The sequence below is a fragment of the Enterobacter sp. HMSC16D10 genome, assembly GCF_001807145.1.
Taxonomy (GTDB): domain Bacteria; phylum Pseudomonadota; class Gammaproteobacteria; order Enterobacterales; family Enterobacteriaceae; genus Enterobacter; species Enterobacter roggenkampii.
In genome coordinates this window covers 20357-39090 of sequence record NZ_KV787897.1, presented here as the reverse complement: position 1 = coordinate 39090, position 18734 = coordinate 20357, and the positions used below count along the sequence as shown (strand labels likewise).

The window sequence follows — 18734 nt, the reverse complement described above, 5'->3', positions numbered from 1 at the left end:
TTCTCCACATGCACTAAGGCAAATCAACCGTAGCGGCCAGTAATATAATCTTCGGTTTGTTTCTTCGCGGGCTTAGTGAACAGATCGTCCGTGTTACTGAACTCAATCAATTCACCCAGGTACATAAACGCCGTGTGATCGGAGCAACGCGCAGCCTGCTGCATGTTGTGGGTCACGATAACCACGGTGTAATCCTGCTTCAGCTCGGTGATCAGTTCTTCAATACGACCGGTTGAAATCGGGTCCAGCGCTGAACACGGCTCATCCAGCAGCAACACTTCCGGGCGAATCGCAATACCGCGCGCAATGCACAGACGCTGCTGCTGACCACCGGAGAGAGAGTACCCGCTCTGGTGCAACTTATCTTTGGTTTCGTTCCATAATGCGGCCTTGGTCAAAGCCCACTGCACGCGCTCATCCATATCGGCACGGGAGAGCTTTTCAAACAGGCGAACGCCAAAGGCGATGTTGTCATAAATGGACATCGGGAACGGCGTGGGTTTCTGGAACACCATCCCCACTTTCGCGCGCAGCAGGGCAATATCCTGAGCCTGGGTCAGAATGTTTTCACCGTCGAGGATGATTTCCCCTTCAGCACGCTGCTCCGGATAGAGCGAATACATTTTGTTAAAGGTACGCAGCAGCGTGGATTTCCCACAGCCGGACGGACCGATAAATGCCGTGACCTGGTTCTTCGCGATATCCAGGTTGATGTTCTTCAGGGCATGGAATTTGCCGTAGTAGAAGTTCAAATCACGAACCTGAATCTTACCCGGGGCAGTATCAACCATACTCATTGACTCATTTCCTCATTCGGCGCCGCGAGCTGCCGCGCCGTAAAAAATTAACCGTGTTTCTTCTTCGCGAAAATGACGCGCGCCAGAATGTTCAGCAACAGTACGCAAAGGGTAATGATCAGCACCCCGGCCCAGGCCAGCTGCTGCCATTCCGCGAAGGGGCTCATCGCAAATTTAAAGATCGTCACCGGCAGGTTGGCGATCGGCTGCATCATGTCCGTGCTCCAGAACTGGTTGGAGAGGGACGTAAACAGCAGCGGTGCCGTTTCACCCGCAATACGCGCCACCGCCAGCAGGATACCGGTCATGATCCCGGAGACCGACGCCTTCAGCGTAATCGCAGAGATCATCTTCCATTTTGGCGTACCCAGCGCGTAAGCCGCTTCACGCAGGCTGTCCGGCACCAGTTTCAGCATGTTCTCGGTGGTTCGAATCACAATCGGCACCTGCAGCAGCGCCAGCGCAATCACACCCGCCCAGCCGGAGAAGTGTTCCATCTGCGCCACCACGACGGTATAAACGAACAGACCCACGACGATAGACGGGGCTGACAGCAAAATATCGTTAATGAAACGAATGACTTCCGCCAGCAAGGATTTACGACCGTATTCCGCCAGGTAGATACCCGCCATGATGCCCAGCGGCGTGCCGAAGACCGTGGCCCAGAGGATCAGCAATCCGCTGCCCGCCAGGGCATTCGCCAGGCCACCACCCGCCGTGTTCGGCGGCGGCGTCATTTCGGTGAACAGCGAGAGTGACATTCCGTCAATCCCGCGAACGACCGTCGAGAAGAGGATCCAGACCAGCCAGAACAGGCCGAATGCCATCGTCGCCATAGAGAGCGTCAGGGCAATGCGGTTTTTCATGCGGCGTCTGGCCTGCATTTTGCGGCGGGATTCCGCCAGTTCAGCAGTTGCTTGCATTTCGAGAGTGGCCATTAGCGTGCTCCCTCATTTTTAGCGAGACGCATAATCATCAGCTTGGAAATCGCCAGAACAATGAAGGTAATTACGAACAGAATCAGACCCAGCTCCATCAGCGCCGCGACGTGCAGACCGGATTCCGCTTCCGCAAATTCATTCGCCAGCGCAGAGGTAATACTGTTACCCGGCATATAGAGCGACGCGCTGTCGAGCTGGTAGGTGTTACCGATGATAAAGGTGACCGCCATGGTTTCACCCAGCGCGCGACCTAAGCCCAGCATCACGCCCCCGATCACCCCATTTTTGGTGAACGGAAGGACAATGCGCCAGATCACTTCCCAGGTGGTGCAGCCGATACCGTAGGCCGACTCTTTCATCATCACCGGCGTTTGTTCGAAGACATCGCGCATGACCGCCGCAATGTACGGAATAATCATGATGGCGAGGATCACACCCGCCGCCAGAATGCCGATACCGAAAGCCGGGCCAGAGAACAGGGCCCCCACAAACGGAATGGCAGAGAGGACGTTACCCACCGGTTCCTGGAAATACGTGGCGAACAGCGGCGCAAAGATGAACAGACCCCACATGCCGTAAACGATACTTGGGATGGCCGCCAGCAGTTCGATGGCGATACCCAATGGGCGACGCAGCCAGCCCGGCGCCAGCTCCGTCAGGAACAGGGCGATACCGAAACTTACCGGAACCGCAATCAGCAGGGCGATGAACGAGGTCACCAGCGTGCCGTAAATCGGCACCAGTGCACCGTAGATATCGTTCGGCGCATCCCACTCTTTACTCCACAGGAAGGAGAAACCGAATTTCTGGATGCTCGGCCAGGAGGAGAAAATCAGAGACACGATAATGCCGCCCAGCAGCAATAGCACAATCAGCGCAGCCAGTTTGACCAGCGCGCTGAAAATCATGTCACCTTTTTTACCCGGAGGGTTAAATGCAGGCTTGGTTGCAGCCATAAATTACTCTTCTGTTTGAGACGTTTTTACGAATATGCCCGGTGGCGCTGACGCTTACCGGGCCTACAGAGTAAACCGTAGGGCGGGTAAGCGCAGCGCCACCCGCCATCTTCGTTAAATATATCCTGTTAGTACAGCGCTTTACCGCTGCTGTCTTTCACGTTGGTTTTCCATGCAGCGCGAATCTGCTCAACCACGTTGTCTGGCAGGGTGGCGTAATCCAGAGCGTTAGCCTGTTTGCCGCCGTTTTTGTATGCCCAGTCGAAGAACTTCAGCACTTCAGCGCCCTGTTCAGGTTTCTTCTGCTCTTTGTGCACCAGGATGAAGGTGGTAGAGGTGATTGGCCACGCCCCTTCGCCCTTCTGGTTAGTCAGATCCTGCGCGAAGGATTTGCTCCAGTCAGCGCCTTTGGCGGCATTAGCAAAGTTCTCTTCGGTCGGGCTAACCGGTTTGCCGTCGGCAGACACCAGTTTGGTGTAGGACAGGTTGTTCTGCTTCGCGTACGCATACTCTACGTAGCCGATGGAGCCAGGCAGACGCTGTACGAACGCGGCGATACCGTCATTACCTTTACCGCCCAGACCGGTAGGCCAGTTAACGGTAGAGCCGGAGCCGACTTTAGATTTCCACTCTTCGTTCACTTTCGCCAGGTAGCTGGTGAACACGAAAGAGGTACCAGAACCATCCGCGCGGCGAACCACGGCGATGTTCTGAGAAGGCAGCTTCAGGCCTGGGTTGAGTTTGGCGATCGCTTCGTCATCCCATTTTTTGATTTTGCCCAGGTAGATGTCACCCAGCGTTTTGCCGTCCAGCACCAGCTCACCCGACTTCACGCCCGGCAGGTTGATCGCCAGAACCACGCCACCGATCACGGTAGGGAACTGGAACAGGCCTTCCTGAGCCAGTTTGTCATCAGACAGCGGAGCATCTGATGCGCCGAAATCAACCGTGTTCGCGGTAATTTGTTTTACGCCACCGGAGGAGCCGATACCCTGATAGTTAACCTTGTTACCGGTTTCTTTCTGGTAGGTATCCGCCCATTTGGCATACACCGGCGCAGGGAAGGTTGCACCAGCGCCAGTCAGGCTTGCTTCTGCAAATACAGAGAACGCGCTCAGAGATAAGGTCGCGGCGACAACAGTTGCGACAGTGGTACGCATAACTTTCATAATGTCTCCTGCAAGATTTTCGTAAATCGTTGTTTAGTGGCTACGATGAGCAAAATAGGACAAACAGGTGACAGATAAATGTACGAATTATGACAGTTTTATGACAATACAGGCGTTAAAAATAAGTCATTGATAATAAATGATATTTATTCATGATAGCGTCATAGAGTTGTCATACAGAAAGGGATAAGCCTGGTACAAAAGGGGGAAAATGACAACGGCTGTCATAAACAGCCGTCGGGTGATTAATGTTCAATTTCCAGCGTGACCGTCGCGTACGCTTCAAACGTTCCAGGTTTTGGCTGAGCCCCCGTTGCGCTTGCAGGCGCAGCGGAAAAGGTAAGCGAATTGTTTTCGGCGCCGTTGTTGTTTTCGCCCCTATCCATGTCCATCCTGCCGCCGTTGACGCTGACCTGACGATCCCACTTGTCGTATACCACAATGCCTACATCATCATTGCCGTTGACTTTCATCATCGTGGCATCGGCGTCAACAGGGTCTCCATGGAAAGTGGAGTAGACAATATTCTCATCCAGCATGCCTGTGCACTGTACCTGAATCGTCTTTTTTACCTTGTGACTCGTCACGGCGGTGCCTTTGGTAGCGGAAAATTCCGGGGCCGGGATTTTGCCAAAATCTATCTCAAGCGTCTGCCCGGGCGCTATCTCGCAGTTTTGCGGCACGACGATATCGCCAGCGATTTTGATCTCTGCCATTTTTTCGGTGCTGGAGGTCGAGGAGGCCGCATCCAGCCCTCCATAAAGATCGGCGACTATCGTACCTGGCACACTCACCCGGCCAATAAACGGCTTGTTAATTAAGAATGATATTTTTATTTGTGAACCGGTATTGAGTGTTGGTTCGCTCCCTTCCTCGCCAGGCGCATAACAATAGGAGCTATGAGACATTACGTTTGGTTCTGCGCTGAAAGGTACCGGTATATATTCTCTGCCAAGCACAAGTATCGACGTGGCGATGCTGAGGTTGTTATTAAGGGTAAAATAGGTATACCCGTTCTTTACCACATCTTCACTTAACGGCGATCGTGCGGTGTAGTAGATTTGGCGAAAGCCCGTAGAGTAATGCGTAAGACAGTTGCATTGCGCTTTGTAACTCGTAGATGAACTGAGCGTTTCCAGATCCCTGATCTCTGTACCTGCTTTATTTTTATCCGCCGGGATCGACTGCCCGTTCAGATTAAGGTTATAGATATAAGCGCCACCTTCGGAGTGACAAATCCCGTCGCCCGTGGTGTACGCTTTGCATACTGGCGTCATAAATATTATCAACGCGCTTAAAAACAGAGGTGTCCTGAATTTCATCTTATTTCCCTATTGGCATACTGCCGATATTTGTATCAGTTCAACGCCTTCTGGCGGGGTAAAATGGTAGTTAACCGGGCAGGTCACCGTGTTATCTGCACCCCACTTCAGGACAAACGCCCCCTCTTCCGGCATGCCGGACAGATAAAGCTCGCCATTTTCGCCCACAATGCCGGTTACGCTGCCGTGGGGTAAATCAGCCGAGGCCATTGCGCCAAACGGCACCGGTTTGCCACTCTTCTGCCGCACATTGAACAGGACGCGATAGCCCACGTGAGTGACAAACTCCGCCCGTACCACCGCGCCGCGCGTCGGGATAACGCTGAGGATACTGTTGTCGATTTCGACGTTGGCCTTCGCAAAGTAATCGCTGTCGATCTCCACTCTGTTTTCATCGTAGGCATTGAGCTGCGTCTGTACCGTATAGCCGCGCCAGTCCGTCGCCTTACCCGTACCATTCTCCAGCGCCAGGCCGGAAGCTCCCGGGGCTTTAACCAGCGCGACGGTTTCCCCCAGCTCCTGAGAGAAAGTTATGCCATCGCTGTGGGCCAGAATCCCGCCCTTCATGCCATAGTTGAGGCGCTGGTTGTCCTGGGTATAGTCGTAACTGGCGTTTACCGAACCATATGTGCCGTCATAGCCCACCCCTGCGCTGTTGTTGTAATCTTCGTTATCCGCATCGTAAGACTGCTGAACGTTCCAGGAGAGGTTGTGCGCATCCAGCGCGTTACCGCTCAGCCCCACCTGGTGCATCCCTTTTCCATGGTTGTTTTGGGTGTACCCATAGTTGACGTAGCTATCATGCAGCCAGCCTGACAACGGTATGGAGAGAGAGAGCATAAAAATCTGTTCGCTGCCCTGGCTGTCGCTGATGTCAGTGTCGGTGCTATTTTGGGCCGAGGTGAGTGAATCGGTGTAGTTCCAGGAGACGTTCCAGGAAATAGAGCGCCAGCTATTGCTGTAGCCCAGCTGCACCAGCCGCTCGACTTCATTCGTCTTCCAGTACTGCTGGCGGCTAAGGGTAAGATAAATATTTCCCATCCCGTCGCCAAAGGTCTGCGTCCATGTTCCCTCCAGACGGCTACGGCGGTTACCTGTCGTCCAGAAGTCGCTCTCGTTATTCTGCCGGGACGCCCATTCGTTCAGGGTGTAGTAACCCTCTGTGGAGTAGCGGTAGCCCACCAGCCGAAACGTTGTGTTAGTTTCATCAAAACGTTTGGAATAGAGAAAACGGTAAGATTGCCCGCTTTCGTCATCGTCCTCAAACCGCGCGCGGGCATGCGTTACGTCCAGCGAAATGGCGCCCAGCGAACCCATATCTTTCCCCACGCCAAGCGCGGCGGAGGTGTAATCGCTGGTTCCCTGCACGCCCCCGTAGAGGGTAATACCCGCAGGAAAACCGTGTAACACCTGCGCCTGAAAAACGGTCGGCTGAAAATCGTTTTGATCGCGCAGTTCACCCGCGCTGATATCGACATCGGTTTGGTCTTCACGCTTCAGGATCGCCAGTGAGGCGTAAGGCTGGGTAAAATGTTGCTCGCTGCCATCCTCTTCTTTGATGGTAACATCCAGATCGCCACCCGAATTGGTAGTGTTTAAATCCTTGAGCGCAAACGCTCCCTGCGGTACGGCAGACTGGTAAATGATGTAACCGTTTTGCCGCACAATCACGGTCGCATTGCTTTTCGCCACGCCGCGAACCACTGGCGCAAACCCCGTCAGGCTCGAAGGCAGCATGTCATCATCCGTGTAGAGACGCATACCACGCAGTTGCGTGCTGTCAAACACGTCGCTTGCGGTCCACGTATCCCCCAGCATGATTTGGCTGCGTAACGCGGCGATATCGCGCTGTAAATAGGTATTGATCGAATGATACGAAGACTCGCCATCGGCCACGTTTAGCGTACTGTAGTTACGTAAACGCCATGCCCCCAGGTTGGCACCGTTGCGCAGGTTCAGATAATAAAAATCGCCGTTAACATCCTCGTTCGAATGCACCGTGCTGGAGCCGGAAAAATCGTAGTTCACCATAAGCGCATTGATGCCCTCATCCCAGCGTGAGGGACTGATATAGCCGCGCGCCGATACATCAATATAGATTTGCGGCAACGTAACGTTAAGCTGGAGTTTATCCGTATCAAACGTCCAGGTTGAGCCGGGAACGAGCGGCGCGGGGTTCAGACAGGCTTTGTCATCTATGTCGTTAAGGGCCTTGATAGCCGCCACTTTTACCCCAAGCTCAGCGAGCACGGTTTTGACGTCTGAGAAGCAAGGATGAAGGTTGCTGGTGGCAGTATCTTCGACAAAGGTTACCTCCCGGCGGTCAACATATTCGCCGTTAACATGAATACTGACCTTATAGTTCCCGGCAGGTAGATTGTTCGCGCGGTTAAACTGGTGGATATCAACGTCCACAGGATGATCGATTTCAAGCAACGCAGGGTTAAACATATCCCTCGCTGCCGTCTCGGCGGATAAACCAAGCACCACCCCGGAAGCAAACGCGATGAAAATACGGGAACACTCCATAAATAAACCATCCTTTGCTTAAAGCGCTGCTTTTAAATCCTGACTAATCGCACCGAAATCATTCACATACCGCCACACCAGCGCATGGCCATTCACGCCTTCCGGTAAGGGTAAACGCAGGGTTTCAAAGGGATGGACGATATTGAGTGGCACATCTTTGCCGTCCACTGTCACATTCATAACGTTGATATTTAGCGGCGTGGGATTTTCAACTACCAACTGCCGATTTTCTCTGTGCCACTTCACCTGCGTGGCGGCGTGCTCCGGGGTGATGTTCAACGAGGCCGGACGCCAGAACAGCTTGATACGCGTCTTAATGGCGATTTCCATCGCGTTCGGCTTATTGCTCGCCGGGGGAATATTTTTGATGTTCAGCCAGAACACCGACTCCCGATCCTGCGGTAAATTGCCCTCGGTTTTCATAATGCGCAGAATTTTTTCCTGCCCAGCCTCCAGACGAGATACCGGTGGAATGACGGTAAACGGTGGTTTTTTCGCGGTTCCTGTATTATTGAAGGGGTCAACCCATGTTTGAATAAGATAAGGGATAGCCGCTTCGTTATTTTTGACAGTAATGGTTGTGTCGGATTTATCACTCAAATAAATCACTCGTGTGCCACCAATAACCACACCTGCCGATGCCAGTGTAGAAATACCCGTAAGACAACACGCTATTAATACATTCACTATACGCCCTGGCATAATCCAATGTCCTTATATATAAAGGAGCCTGTTAATAAGTTCTTAACAGGCTCCGAATCCATAATCGCTGATTATTTCAGATATTCAATAGTAAACTGAGAGTCAGCATTCGCAGTACCCGGCGTCACTGTTGCCAGAGTCTGGACGAATTTCGCCTTGAATCCCATATCCGCTTTACCATCAGCAATGGCAACGTATTTAGAATTGTTGTACAACGGGATCGCGGTATCATCGCTCAGGTTGAACAGTTTAATCGCCACGCCCGTCGCGGCAATGGCGTCGCCGCTGCCAGTGAACTCGCCGTCCGTACCGTCTTCGTTCACCGGCGTACCGATTGAGAGATAACCTTTACCGATGGTATCTTTATCTTCCGTCCCGTCAAAGCGTACCGCCGCCTGAGTATAGGTTGCCGGGCAGCCTTCCAGACGGATGTGGAAATCTTTAACAGACGCGGTGGAATCAATACCCGCGAAGGTTTTTACCGATACACGACCAATATTAACAGTCTGATTACTGGTATCAGTCGTGACTGTACAAGTAGAATCAATCACCTCACCACGGAAATGAACAGTACCGTCAGCCGCTAATGTCGCACCTGAAAACAGGGCGGAAGATAAAACCAGTGAAGTGGCTATAACGTTTAATTTCATGAAACTCTCCATAATTTATATTATTTGTATGCGTTTCATTTACACATTCAAATAAAACACACCATCCTTTAAAGCGTGGCGATAGTACAATTCATTCCTGCCCTAAGACAAACACGTTTTCTCTCATGAAATATCTTTAAAATAAAATAATAAAAACGAAAAATAAAAAACCCCTTACAAATAAGAATAAAAAATAATTAAAAAATGCTATTGATGCCTCTTTTCTGTTTTTTTGAGAATTTATCAATATCTTTTCTTTGCCACCGCTAAATAAGTTTATTTTTTAAGCAGAAATCGGCGAGACAATCAGATGACGCAATAATGTAAGGAAACATGAAAAAAGAAACAGGCTGCGATAAAAAGAAGTAATCGCTGAGGGGAGGACTATGAGGCTGCCAGAATACTGGCAGCCTCGGGTAGGCTGGAGATTATTCTACGGTAACGGACTTCGCCAAGTTACGCGGCTGGTCGACGTCGGTGCCTTTGATCAGCGCCACGTGATAGGCCAGCAGCTGCAGCGGAACGGTGTAGAAGATCGGCGCAATCACCTCTTCCGCATGCGGCATCTCGATGATGTGCATGTTGTCGCTGCTGGCGAAACCGGCATCTTTATCAGCAAAGACGTACAGCACGCCGCCACGGGCGCGGACTTCTTCGATGTTGGACTTCAGTTTTTCCAGCAGTTCGTTGTTCGGTGCCACGACGATAACCGGCATATCCGCGTCAATCAGCGCCAACGGACCGTGTTTCAGCTCGCCTGCCGCATAGGCTTCAGCGTGAATGTAAGAGATCTCTTTCAGCTTCAGCGCGCCTTCCAGCGCAATCGGATACTGATCGCCACGGCCCAGGAACAGGGCGTGATGTTTGTCAGAGAAATCTTCCGCCAGAGCTTCAATGCGTTTGTCCTGAGACAGCATCTGCTCAATACGGCTCGGCAGCGCCTGCAGACCGTGAACGATGTCATGCTCAACAGAGGCATCTTCACCTTTCAGACGCGCCAGTTTCGCCACCAGCATCAGCAGAACCGTCAGCTGAGTGGTAAACGCCTTGGTGGAGGCCACGCCGATTTCGGTACCCGCTTTGGTCATCAGCGCCAGATCGGATTCACGCACCAGCGATGAGCCCGGCACGTTACAGATGGCCAGAGAACCCAGATAACCCAGCTCTTTAGAGAGACGCAGCGCCGCCAGGGTATCTGCCGTTTCACCTGACTGGGAAAGGGTGATCATCAGGCTGTTACGACGCACGGCAGATTTGCGATAGCGGAACTCAGAGGCAATTTCCACGTCGCACGGCACGCCCGCCAGAGATTCAAACCAGTAGCGAGAGACCATACCGGAGTTGTAGGAGGTACCGCAGGCTACGATCTGAATATGCTCAACCTTGCTGAGCAGTTCGTTCGCGTTTGCGCCCAGCTCGCTCAGATCCACTTCACCATGGCTGATGCGCCCGGTCAGGGTGTTTTTGATGGCGTTTGGCTGCTCGTAAATCTCTTTCTGCATGTAGTGACGGTAAGCGCCTTTGTCGCCCGCGTCGTACTGCAGATTCGATTCGATCTCCTGACGTTTCACCTGCTCGCCTTTGGTATCGAACACGGTTACGCTGCGGCGAGTCACTTCGGCGATATCCCCCTCTTCGAGGAAGATAAAGCGACGGGTGACCGGCAGCAGTGCCAGCTGATCGGAAGCGATAAAGTTTTCACCCATGCCCAGGCCGATAACCATCGGGCTACCGGAACGCGCGGCCAGCAGCGTGGACGGGTCGCGGGAATCCATGATCACCGTACCGTACGCACCGCGCAGCTGAGGAATAGCGCGCAGCACCGCATCACGCAGCGTACCGCCCTGCTCAAGTTCCCAGTGCACCAGGTGAGCAATCACTTCGGTGTCAGTTTCAGAGACGAAGGTGTAGCCGCGCGCTTTCAGTGCTTCACGCAGCGGTTCGTGGTTTTCGATAATGCCATTGTGCACGACCACGATGTGTTCAGACACATGCGGGTGCGCGTTGCCTTCAGACGGTTCGCCGTGCGTCGCCCAGCGGGTGTGCGCAATACCGGTTCCCCCGTGCAGCGGATGTTCTTCCGCGGCCTGGGCCAGCATCTGCACTTTACCGAGACGGCGCAGACGGGTCATATGACCTTCTGCATCGACGACAGCCAGACCGGCAGAGTCGTAACCACGGTATTCCAGACGACGTAAACCTTCGAGAAGGATTTCAGCAATATCACGCTGCGCAACTGCGCCAACAATTCCACACATAATTTTAGATTCCGAATTTAGGCATAATGCCTGCGTTGTCGCTGACCTGTATTTGCCCTTTCCGGGCGCCCCGAGCCTTGTAGAGAGTGGGGTTATTTTTATGGGTACTGCTTGTGGGGGGAGATATATGTTTATCTCCTCACCCGGGTTTGCCTGATGACGGCTACGCCTTATCAGGCCTACTCAATCGTAGGGCGGGTAAGCGTAGCGCCACCCGCCTTGTTGTTACTTCTTCTTCACAGGACGTTTCCAGCCCTGCTTGTGCACCTGCGGCACACGGCTTAATACCAGTTCGTTATCGGCGATATCGCGCGTAACGGTTGTCCCGGCGGCAATCGTTACGCCGTTACCCACGGTAACAGGCGCCACCAGCTGGGTGTCGGAACCGACAAACACATCATCACCGATGATGGTTTTAAACTTATTGGCGCCGTCATAGTTACAGGTGATTGTGCCTGCGCCAATGTTGACGTTGTCACCAATTTCCGCGTCGCCCAGATAGGTTAAATGACCGGCTTTAGAGCCTTTACCCAGACGCGCTTTTTTCATCTCAACGAAGTTGCCCACGTGAGCGCCTTCCAGCAGCTCAGCGCCCGGGCGCAAACGCGCAAACGGACCGATGGTACAGGCCACATCCAGACGGGCATTTTCCACCACGCTGTACGGGCTGATTTCACAGTCGTCACCAATGACGCTGTTTTTGATCACGCAGCCAGCGCCAATTTTGACGCGATTGCCCAGCGTGACGTGACCTTCGAGGATAACGTTAATATCAATTTCAACGTCGCGCCCGTGAGATAACGTGCCACGCAGATCGAAACGCGCCGGATCGCGCAGCATCACGCCAGCCAGAAGGAGTTTCTCGGCCTGTTCAGACTGATAAACGCGCTCAAGACGGGAGAGTTGAAGACGGTTGTTCACCCCTTCGGTTTCGCTGATGCGCGCCGGATGGACCGCCGCAATCTCGCGCCCTTCCTGGTATGCCATCGCAATGATGTCGGTGATGTAGTATTCACCCTGCGCGTTATTGTTGTTGAGCTTCGACAGCCAGCGCTTCATATCCGCACCATTGGCAATCAGGATACCGGTGTTGATCTCCTGAATCTGACGCTGCGCCTCGCTGGCATCTTTATGCTCAACAATACCCGTAACGTTGCCGTTTTCACGGGTGATACGGCCATAACCGGTTGGATCGTCCAGCACAACAGTTAATAAACCGATGCCGCCCTGCGGTTTGGCTTCACGCAGGCGAGTCAGCGTTTCAACGGAGATCAGCGGGACATCGCCGTAGAGCATCAAAATGTCTTCGTCATCCGCAAAGAAGGGCGCTGCCTGCTGCATGGCATGGCCTGTACCCAACTGCTCGGCCTGAAGCACCCAGTTGAGCTTGTCGTCGCTCAGCGTCTTTTTAAGCAGATCGCCGCCGTGGCCGTAGACCAGGTGGACCTGACTGGCACCCAATTCATTCGCTGCATCAATGACGTGCTGCACCATTGGCTTTCCTGCAAGCGTGTGAAGTACTTTAGGCAGGTCGGAATACATGCGGGTCCCTTTGCCTGCGGCAAGGATCACCACGCTCATCGCACTGTTTGACATACGCATCCTGACGGTAGTTTGAGTGAGAAGTAAAAACGTTTGATGCTTAAAATTCTACATCTTTTTCAACATGAATTAAGGACGAAAAAAAAGCCAGCCTGGTATCCAGACTGGCTTTTGTGCTTTTCAAGCCGGTGTTACATCGCTTTTTTGGTCAACTCGATAACGCGCAGTTTCGCGATCGCTTTGGCCAGCTCCGCAGACGCCTGAGCGTAATCCACGTCACCATGAGAGCTGCTAATGTGCTCTTCAGCCTTACGCTTCGACTCCAGGGCTCGCGCTTCGTCGAGATCCTGGCCACGAATAGCGGTATCGGCCAGAACGGTCACACTACCAGGCTGCACTTCAAGAATGCCGCCGGACAGATAGATAAACTCTTCGTGACCGAACTGTTTAACGATGCGGATCATACCAGGCTTAATGGCGGTGAGCAGCGGTGCGTGACCCGGGAAAATACCCAGCTCACCTTCACTACCCGTTACCTGGATTTTCTCGACCAGACCAGAGAACATTTGTTGCTCTGCGCTGACGACGTCCAGGTGGTAAGTCATTGCCATATCACCCTCCGATTAAGGCGTTAAAGTTTTTTGGCTTTTTCCACAGCTTCTTCGATGGAACCAACCATGTAGAACGCCTGCTCTGGCAGGTGATCGTATTCGCCTTCCATGATGCCTTTAAAGCCACGGATGGTGTCTTTCAGGGAAACGTATTTACCCGGAGAACCGGTGAATACTTCCGCAACGAAGAACGGCTGGGACAGGAAGCGCTGGATCTTACGCGCACGTGCTACCACCAGTTTGTCTTCTTCAGACAGTTCATCCATACCCAGGATGGCGATGATGTCTTTCAGTTCCTGGTAACGCTGCAGCAGGGACTGTACGCCACGCGCGGTGTCGTAGTGTTCCTGGCCAACAACCAGTGGATCCAGCTGACGGCTGGTGGAGTCCAGCGGGTCAACGGCCGGGTAGATACCCAGAGACGCGATCTGACGGCTCAGTACCACGGTTGCATCTAAGTGAGCAAAGGTGGTTGCTGGAGATGGGTCAGTCAAGTCATCCGCAGGTACGTATACCGCCTGAACGGAGGTAATAGAACCGGTTTTGGTAGAGGTGATACGTTCCTGAAGAACACCCATCTCTTCCGCCAGCGTAGGCTGATAACCTACCGCTGAAGGCATACGACCCAGCAGTGCAGATACTTCAGTACCGGCCAGGGTGTAACGGTAGATGTTATCAACGAACAGCAGAACGTCACGGCCTTCGTCACGGAATTTCTCAGCCATTGTCAGGCCGGTCAGCGCAACGCGCAGACGGTTTCCTGGTGGCTCGTTCATCTGGCCGTAAACCAGGGATACTTTGTCCAGAACGTTGGAGTCGGTCATTTCGTGGTAGAAGTCGTTACCCTCACGAGTACGTTCACCTACGCCCGCAAATACGGAGTAACCGGAGTGCTCGATCGCGATGTTACGGATCAGCTCCATCATGTTTACGGTTTTACCTACACCCGCACCACCGAACAGACCCACTTTACCGCCCTTCGCAAACGGACACATCAGGTCGATAACTTTGATACCGGTTTCCAGCAGTTCCTGAGAGCTGGACAGCTCTTCGTAGGAAGGTGCCGCGCGGTGGATAGCCCAACGCTCTTCTTCACCGATGTCGCCTTTCATGTCGATTGGCTGACCCAATACGTTCATGATACGACCCAGTGTTGCTTTACCTACCGGGACTTCGATCGGGTGCTCAAGGTCTTTTACTTCCAGACCACGACGCAGACCGTCGGAAGAACCCATCGCGATGGTACGCACGATACCGCCGCCGAGCTGCTGCTGAACTTCCAGCACCAGGCTCTCGTTACCATTCTGTACCTCAAGCGCGTCGTACACGCGTGGTACGGCGTCCTGAGGGAACTCGACGTCCACCACGGCGCCGATTACCTGGACAATCTTTCCAGTAGCCATCTTGAATCCTCTACGTAATTCGTAAACCTGGTTAAACCGCGGCGGCCCCCGAGACGATCTCGGTGAGTTCCTGAGTAATGCTGGCCTGACGAGCTTTGTTGTAAACCAACTGCAGCTCTTTAATCAGGCTGCCGCCATTATCGGTCGCGGCTTTCATCGCCACCATTCGTGCGGCCTGCTCGCTGGCCAGGTTTTCTACAACGCCCTGATAAACCTGAGATTCAACGTAACGACGCAGCAGGGTATCCAGCAGCGGTTTCGGATCGGGTTCATACAGGTAATCCCAGGCTTTTTGCTTCAGCTCGTCATCTTCTGATGCCGGTAACGGCAGCATCTGAGTGAGCGTTGGAACCTGAGACATGGTGTTAATGAATTTGTTGCTGACAACGTACAGTCTGTCCAGACGGCCTTCATCATAGGCCTGCAACATCACTTTAACCGGGCCGATCAGTTCGGACAGGGACGGGTTATCACCCATACCGGTCACCTGAGCGACAATGTTGCCACCAACGGAGTTAAAGAAAGAGACGCCTTTAGAGCCGATCATTGCGATATCGCACTGAACGCCTTTTTCAGACCATGCTTTCATATCCGCCAGCAGTTTTTTGAACAGGTTAATGTTCAAGCCGCCACACAGACCACGGTCGGTCGACACCACCAGGTAGCCCACGCGCTTAACGTCGCGTTCTTCCAGGTAAGGGTGCTTATATTCCAGATTACCGTTTGCAAGGTGACCAATCACTTTGCGCATGGTTTCTGCATAAGGACGGCTGGCCGCCATGCGATCCTGCGATTTACGCATTTTGGAAGCGGCGACCATCTCCATCGCTTTAGTGATCTTTTGCGTGTTCTGGACGCTTGCGATCTTACTACGTATCTCTTTTGCGCCGGCCATGAGCTTCTCCTCAATGCCAGGCGGCTTGTCCTGAGACAAGCCGCCGGACGATTACCAGGATTGGGTTGCTTTGAAGGAATCGAGGATAGCTTTCAGCTTGCCTTCGATTTCGTCGTTATAGCCACCGGTCTGGTTGATCTCTTGCATCAGCGGAGCGTGATCACGGTCGACGTAAGCCAGCAGAGCGGCTTCGAAGCTACCGATTTTCGCCAGTTCCACATCTTCGAGGTAACCGCGTTCAGCCGCGAACAGTACCAGGCCCTGCTGAGCAACAGACATTGGTGCGTACTGTTTCTGCTTCAGCAGCTCGGTCACTTTCTGACCGTGGCTCAGCTGTTTACGGGTTGCTTCGTCCAGATCGGATGCGAACTGAGAGAACGCAGCCAGTTCGCGATACTGTGCCAGCGCGGTACGGATACCACCGGACAGTTTCTTGATGATCTTGGTCTGAGCAGCACCACCCACACGGGATACGGAGATACCCGGGTTAACCGCCGGACGAATACCGGAGTTAAACAGGTTGGTTTCCAGGAAGATCTGACCATCGGTAATGGAGATTACGTTGGTCGGAACGAACGCAGAAACGTCACCCGCCTGGGTTTCAATGATCGGCAGCGCGGTCAGAGAGCCCGTTTTACCCTTCACTTCACCTTTGGTGAAGTTCTCGACGTATTCCGCGTTAACGCGGGAAGCACGCTCCAGCAGACGAGAGTGGAGGTAGAATACGTCGCCAGGGAACGCTTCACGTCCAGGTGGACGACGGAGCAGCAGGGAAACCTGACGATAAGCAACAGCCTGTTTAGACAGGTCATCGTATACGATCAGCGCATCTTCACCGCGGTCACGGAAGTATTCGCCCATTGCGCAACCGGCGTATGGTGCCAGGTATTGCAGTGCAGCAGATTCAGAAGCAGTCGCCACAACAACAATGGTGTTTGACAGCGCGCCGTGCTCTTCCAGTTTACGAACCACGTTAGAAATGGTGGACGCTTTCTGGCCGATAGCCACGTACACACATTTGATGCCGGAGTCACGCTGGTTGATGATGGCGTCGATTGCCATCGCGGTTTTACCGGTCTGACGGTCACCGATGATCAGTTCACGCTGACCACGACCGATTGGGATCATGGCATCAACGGACTTATAACCTGTCTGAACAGGCTGATCTACGGACTGACGGTCGATAACGCCTGGTGCGATAACTTCGATTGGGGAGAAGCCATCGTGCTCAACCGGACCTTTACCGTCGATTGGCGCACCCAGGGTGTTAACAACGCGACCCAGCAGGCCACGGCCAACCGGTACTTCCAGAATACGGCCAGTACACTTAACCTTCATGCCTTCGGCGAGGTCAGCGTATGGACCCATCACAACTGCACCAACGGAGTCGCGCTCCAGGTTCAGTGCGATAGCGTAACGGTTACCCGGCAGGGAAATCATCTCACCCTGCATACAATCGGCCAGGCCGTGGATGCGGATAACACCGTCACTTACAGAAACAATAGTACCTTCGTTGTGAGCTTCACTCACAACATTGAACTGAGCAATGCGCTGCTTGATCAGTTCGCTGATTTCGGTGGAATTCAGTTGCATGCTCCAGTCCCCTTAAGACTGCAAGACGTCTGCAAGGCGCTCAAGACGGCCGCGTACGCTGCCATCAATGACCATATCACCCGAACGGATGATTACGCCTGCCATTACAGACTTATCGATTTTGCAATTCAGCTTAACTTTGCGTGACAGACGTTTTTCCATCGCGGCGGTAATTTTCGCAAGCTGTTCGTCACTCAGTTCAGTCGCAGAAGTCACTTCGACTTCAGCGGTAGCTTCACTAAGGGCACGTAAGTGCTCAAACTGCTCGAGAACATCCGGGAGCACACGGAGACGACCATTCTCTGCCATCACCTTAATCAGGTTCTGGCCGTTGGCATCCAGTTGCTCTCCGCACACGGCGATAAACGACGCGGCGAGGGTTTCAGGTGCTAACGCACCGGAAAGCAACTCGGCCATTTGTTCGTTTTTCGTCACCTCAGCGGCAAACGCCAGCATATTCTGCCAGCGATCGACATTTTGGTGTTCGATAGCAAAGTCAAAAGCTGCTTTGGCGTAGGGGCGAGCTACCGTAACAAATTCAGACATCAGCCCCTCCCTCCTTACAGTTCAGCGACAAGTTTGTCCACGATGTCGCTGTTAGCAGCTTCATCCACGGAACGTTCGATGATCTTCTCGGCGCCAGCAACAGCCAGAATCGCAACCTGCTTACGCAGTTCTTCACGAGCACGTTTACGCTCAGCTTCAATTTCAGCCTGAGCCTGTGTCACGATCTTAGTACGTTCCTGTTCTGCTTCAGCTTTCGCTTCGTCCAGGATCTGCGAACGGCGTTTGTTAGCCTGTTCGATGATAACCTGAGCTTCCGCTTTCGCTTTTTTCAGCTGGTCTGTCGCGTTGGCCTGTGCAAGGTCCAAATCTTTCTTAGCGCGTTCTGCAGAAGCCAGACCGTCAGCAATTTCTTTCTGACGTTTTTCGATGGCTGCCATTAAAGGCGGCCATACATACTTCATGCAGAACCAGACAAAGAGAATAAACGCGATGGCCTGGCCGAGGATTGTTGCGTTCATGTTCACAGCACAATACCTCTTTAATATCTGTGGCTTAGGGTTTTAAAACTACTACTACGCGACAGCAAACATCACGTACAGACCCAGACCTACAGCGATCATTGGGATAGCATCCACCAGACCCATAACGATAAAGAACTGAGTACGCAGCAGAGGAATCAGATCAGGTTGACGCGCAGCGCCTTCCAGGAATTTGCCCCCGAGGATGCCGATACCGATCGCAGCACCGATAGCCGCCAGACCCATCATCACAGCGGCAGCCATGTACAGCAGATCCATATTCAGGTTTTCCATGACAGTCTCCAGTTTGTTTCAATTAAAACGTAGTAGTGTTGGTAAAA

Annotated in this window: 17 protein-coding genes; all 17 read right to left on the bottom strand. The window is 53.0% G+C overall.

Annotation, left to right across the window (positions count from 1 at the left end; genetic code table 11):
• Positions 1-23: 23 nt before the first annotated feature.
• Positions 24-797, bottom strand: coding sequence for a phosphate ABC transporter ATP-binding protein PstB (gene pstB / locus HMPREF3143_RS18000; protein ID WP_008500183.1), 774 nt, complete (start codon positions 795-797; stop codon positions 24-26).
• Between the two features lie 47 nt (positions 798-844).
• Complete coding sequence (pstA, locus tag HMPREF3143_RS17995; protein WP_008500184.1) at positions 845-1735, bottom strand: phosphate ABC transporter permease PstA; 891 nt, start codon at positions 1733-1735, stop codon at positions 845-847.
• Positions 1735-2694: a phosphate ABC transporter permease PstC gene (gene pstC, locus HMPREF3143_RS17990; RefSeq protein ID WP_008500185.1), complete on the bottom strand. Its 960-nt coding sequence runs from the start codon at positions 2692-2694 to the stop codon at positions 1735-1737. Before pstC ends, pstA begins: the two co-directional genes overlap by 1 nt.
• Before the next feature lie 128 nt (positions 2695-2822).
• A complete protein-coding gene (gene pstS, locus HMPREF3143_RS17985) occupies positions 2823-3863 on the bottom strand; it encodes a phosphate ABC transporter substrate-binding protein PstS (RefSeq protein ID WP_008500186.1) in 1041 nt (346 codons plus the stop codon).
• Between the two features lie 245 nt (positions 3864-4108).
• Positions 4109-5185 carry a fimbrial protein StgD gene (gene stgD, locus HMPREF3143_RS17980; protein ID WP_023326365.1) on the bottom strand — a complete coding sequence of 359 codons (1077 nt, stop codon included), beginning with the start codon at positions 5183-5185 and terminating at the stop codon, positions 4109-4111.
• Positions 5186-5194: 9 nt separating this feature from the next.
• A complete protein-coding gene (locus tag HMPREF3143_RS17975; RefSeq protein ID WP_070533901.1) occupies positions 5195-7714 on the bottom strand; it encodes a fimbria/pilus outer membrane usher protein in 2520 nt (839 codons plus the stop codon).
• Positions 7715-7732: 18 nt separating this feature from the next.
• Positions 7733-8416, bottom strand: coding sequence for a fimbrial chaperone (locus tag HMPREF3143_RS17970; protein ID WP_045353381.1), 684 nt, complete (start codon positions 8414-8416; stop codon positions 7733-7735).
• Positions 8417-8487: 71 nt separating this feature from the next.
• Positions 8488-9066, bottom strand: coding sequence for a chaperone-usher fimbrial major subunit (locus tag HMPREF3143_RS17965; RefSeq protein ID WP_023326362.1), 579 nt, complete (start codon positions 9064-9066; stop codon positions 8488-8490).
• 428 nt (positions 9067-9494) lie between these two features.
• Positions 9495-11324 carry a glutamine--fructose-6-phosphate transaminase (isomerizing) gene (gene glmS / locus HMPREF3143_RS17960; RefSeq protein WP_070533900.1) on the bottom strand — a complete coding sequence of 610 codons (1830 nt, stop codon included), beginning with the start codon at positions 11322-11324 and terminating at the stop codon, positions 9495-9497.
• 225 nt (positions 11325-11549) lie between these two features.
• Complete coding sequence (gene glmU / locus HMPREF3143_RS17955) at positions 11550-12920, bottom strand: bifunctional UDP-N-acetylglucosamine diphosphorylase/glucosamine-1-phosphate N-acetyltransferase GlmU (protein WP_070533899.1); 1371 nt, start codon at positions 12918-12920, stop codon at positions 11550-11552.
• Between the two features lie 137 nt (positions 12921-13057).
• A complete protein-coding gene (locus HMPREF3143_RS17950; protein ID WP_006177560.1) occupies positions 13058-13477 on the bottom strand; it encodes a F0F1 ATP synthase subunit epsilon in 420 nt (139 codons plus the stop codon).
• Between the two features lie 20 nt (positions 13478-13497).
• Positions 13498-14880: a F0F1 ATP synthase subunit beta gene (gene atpD / locus HMPREF3143_RS17945; protein WP_003862362.1), complete on the bottom strand. Its 1383-nt coding sequence runs from the start codon at positions 14878-14880 to the stop codon at positions 13498-13500.
• Positions 14881-14911: 31 nt separating this feature from the next.
• Complete coding sequence (gene atpG / locus HMPREF3143_RS17940) at positions 14912-15775, bottom strand: F0F1 ATP synthase subunit gamma (protein WP_008500191.1); 864 nt, start codon at positions 15773-15775, stop codon at positions 14912-14914.
• A gap of 51 nt (positions 15776-15826) precedes the next feature.
• On the bottom strand, positions 15827-17368 hold the full coding sequence (gene atpA / locus HMPREF3143_RS17935; protein WP_003862367.1) for a F0F1 ATP synthase subunit alpha: 1542 nt from the start codon (positions 17366-17368) through the stop codon (positions 15827-15829).
• A gap of 12 nt (positions 17369-17380) precedes the next feature.
• A complete protein-coding gene (gene atpH, locus HMPREF3143_RS17930) occupies positions 17381-17914 on the bottom strand; it encodes a F0F1 ATP synthase subunit delta (RefSeq protein WP_008500192.1) in 534 nt (177 codons plus the stop codon).
• A gap of 14 nt (positions 17915-17928) precedes the next feature.
• Positions 17929-18399 (bottom strand): F0F1 ATP synthase subunit B, encoded by a 471-nt coding sequence (gene atpF, locus HMPREF3143_RS17925; RefSeq protein ID WP_003862370.1) that lies wholly within the window; start codon positions 18397-18399, stop codon positions 17929-17931.
• Between the two features lie 48 nt (positions 18400-18447).
• Positions 18448-18687 carry a F0F1 ATP synthase subunit C gene (atpE, locus tag HMPREF3143_RS17920; RefSeq protein WP_000429386.1) on the bottom strand — a complete coding sequence of 80 codons (240 nt, stop codon included), beginning with the start codon at positions 18685-18687 and terminating at the stop codon, positions 18448-18450.
• Positions 18688-18734: the final 47 nt, after the last annotated feature.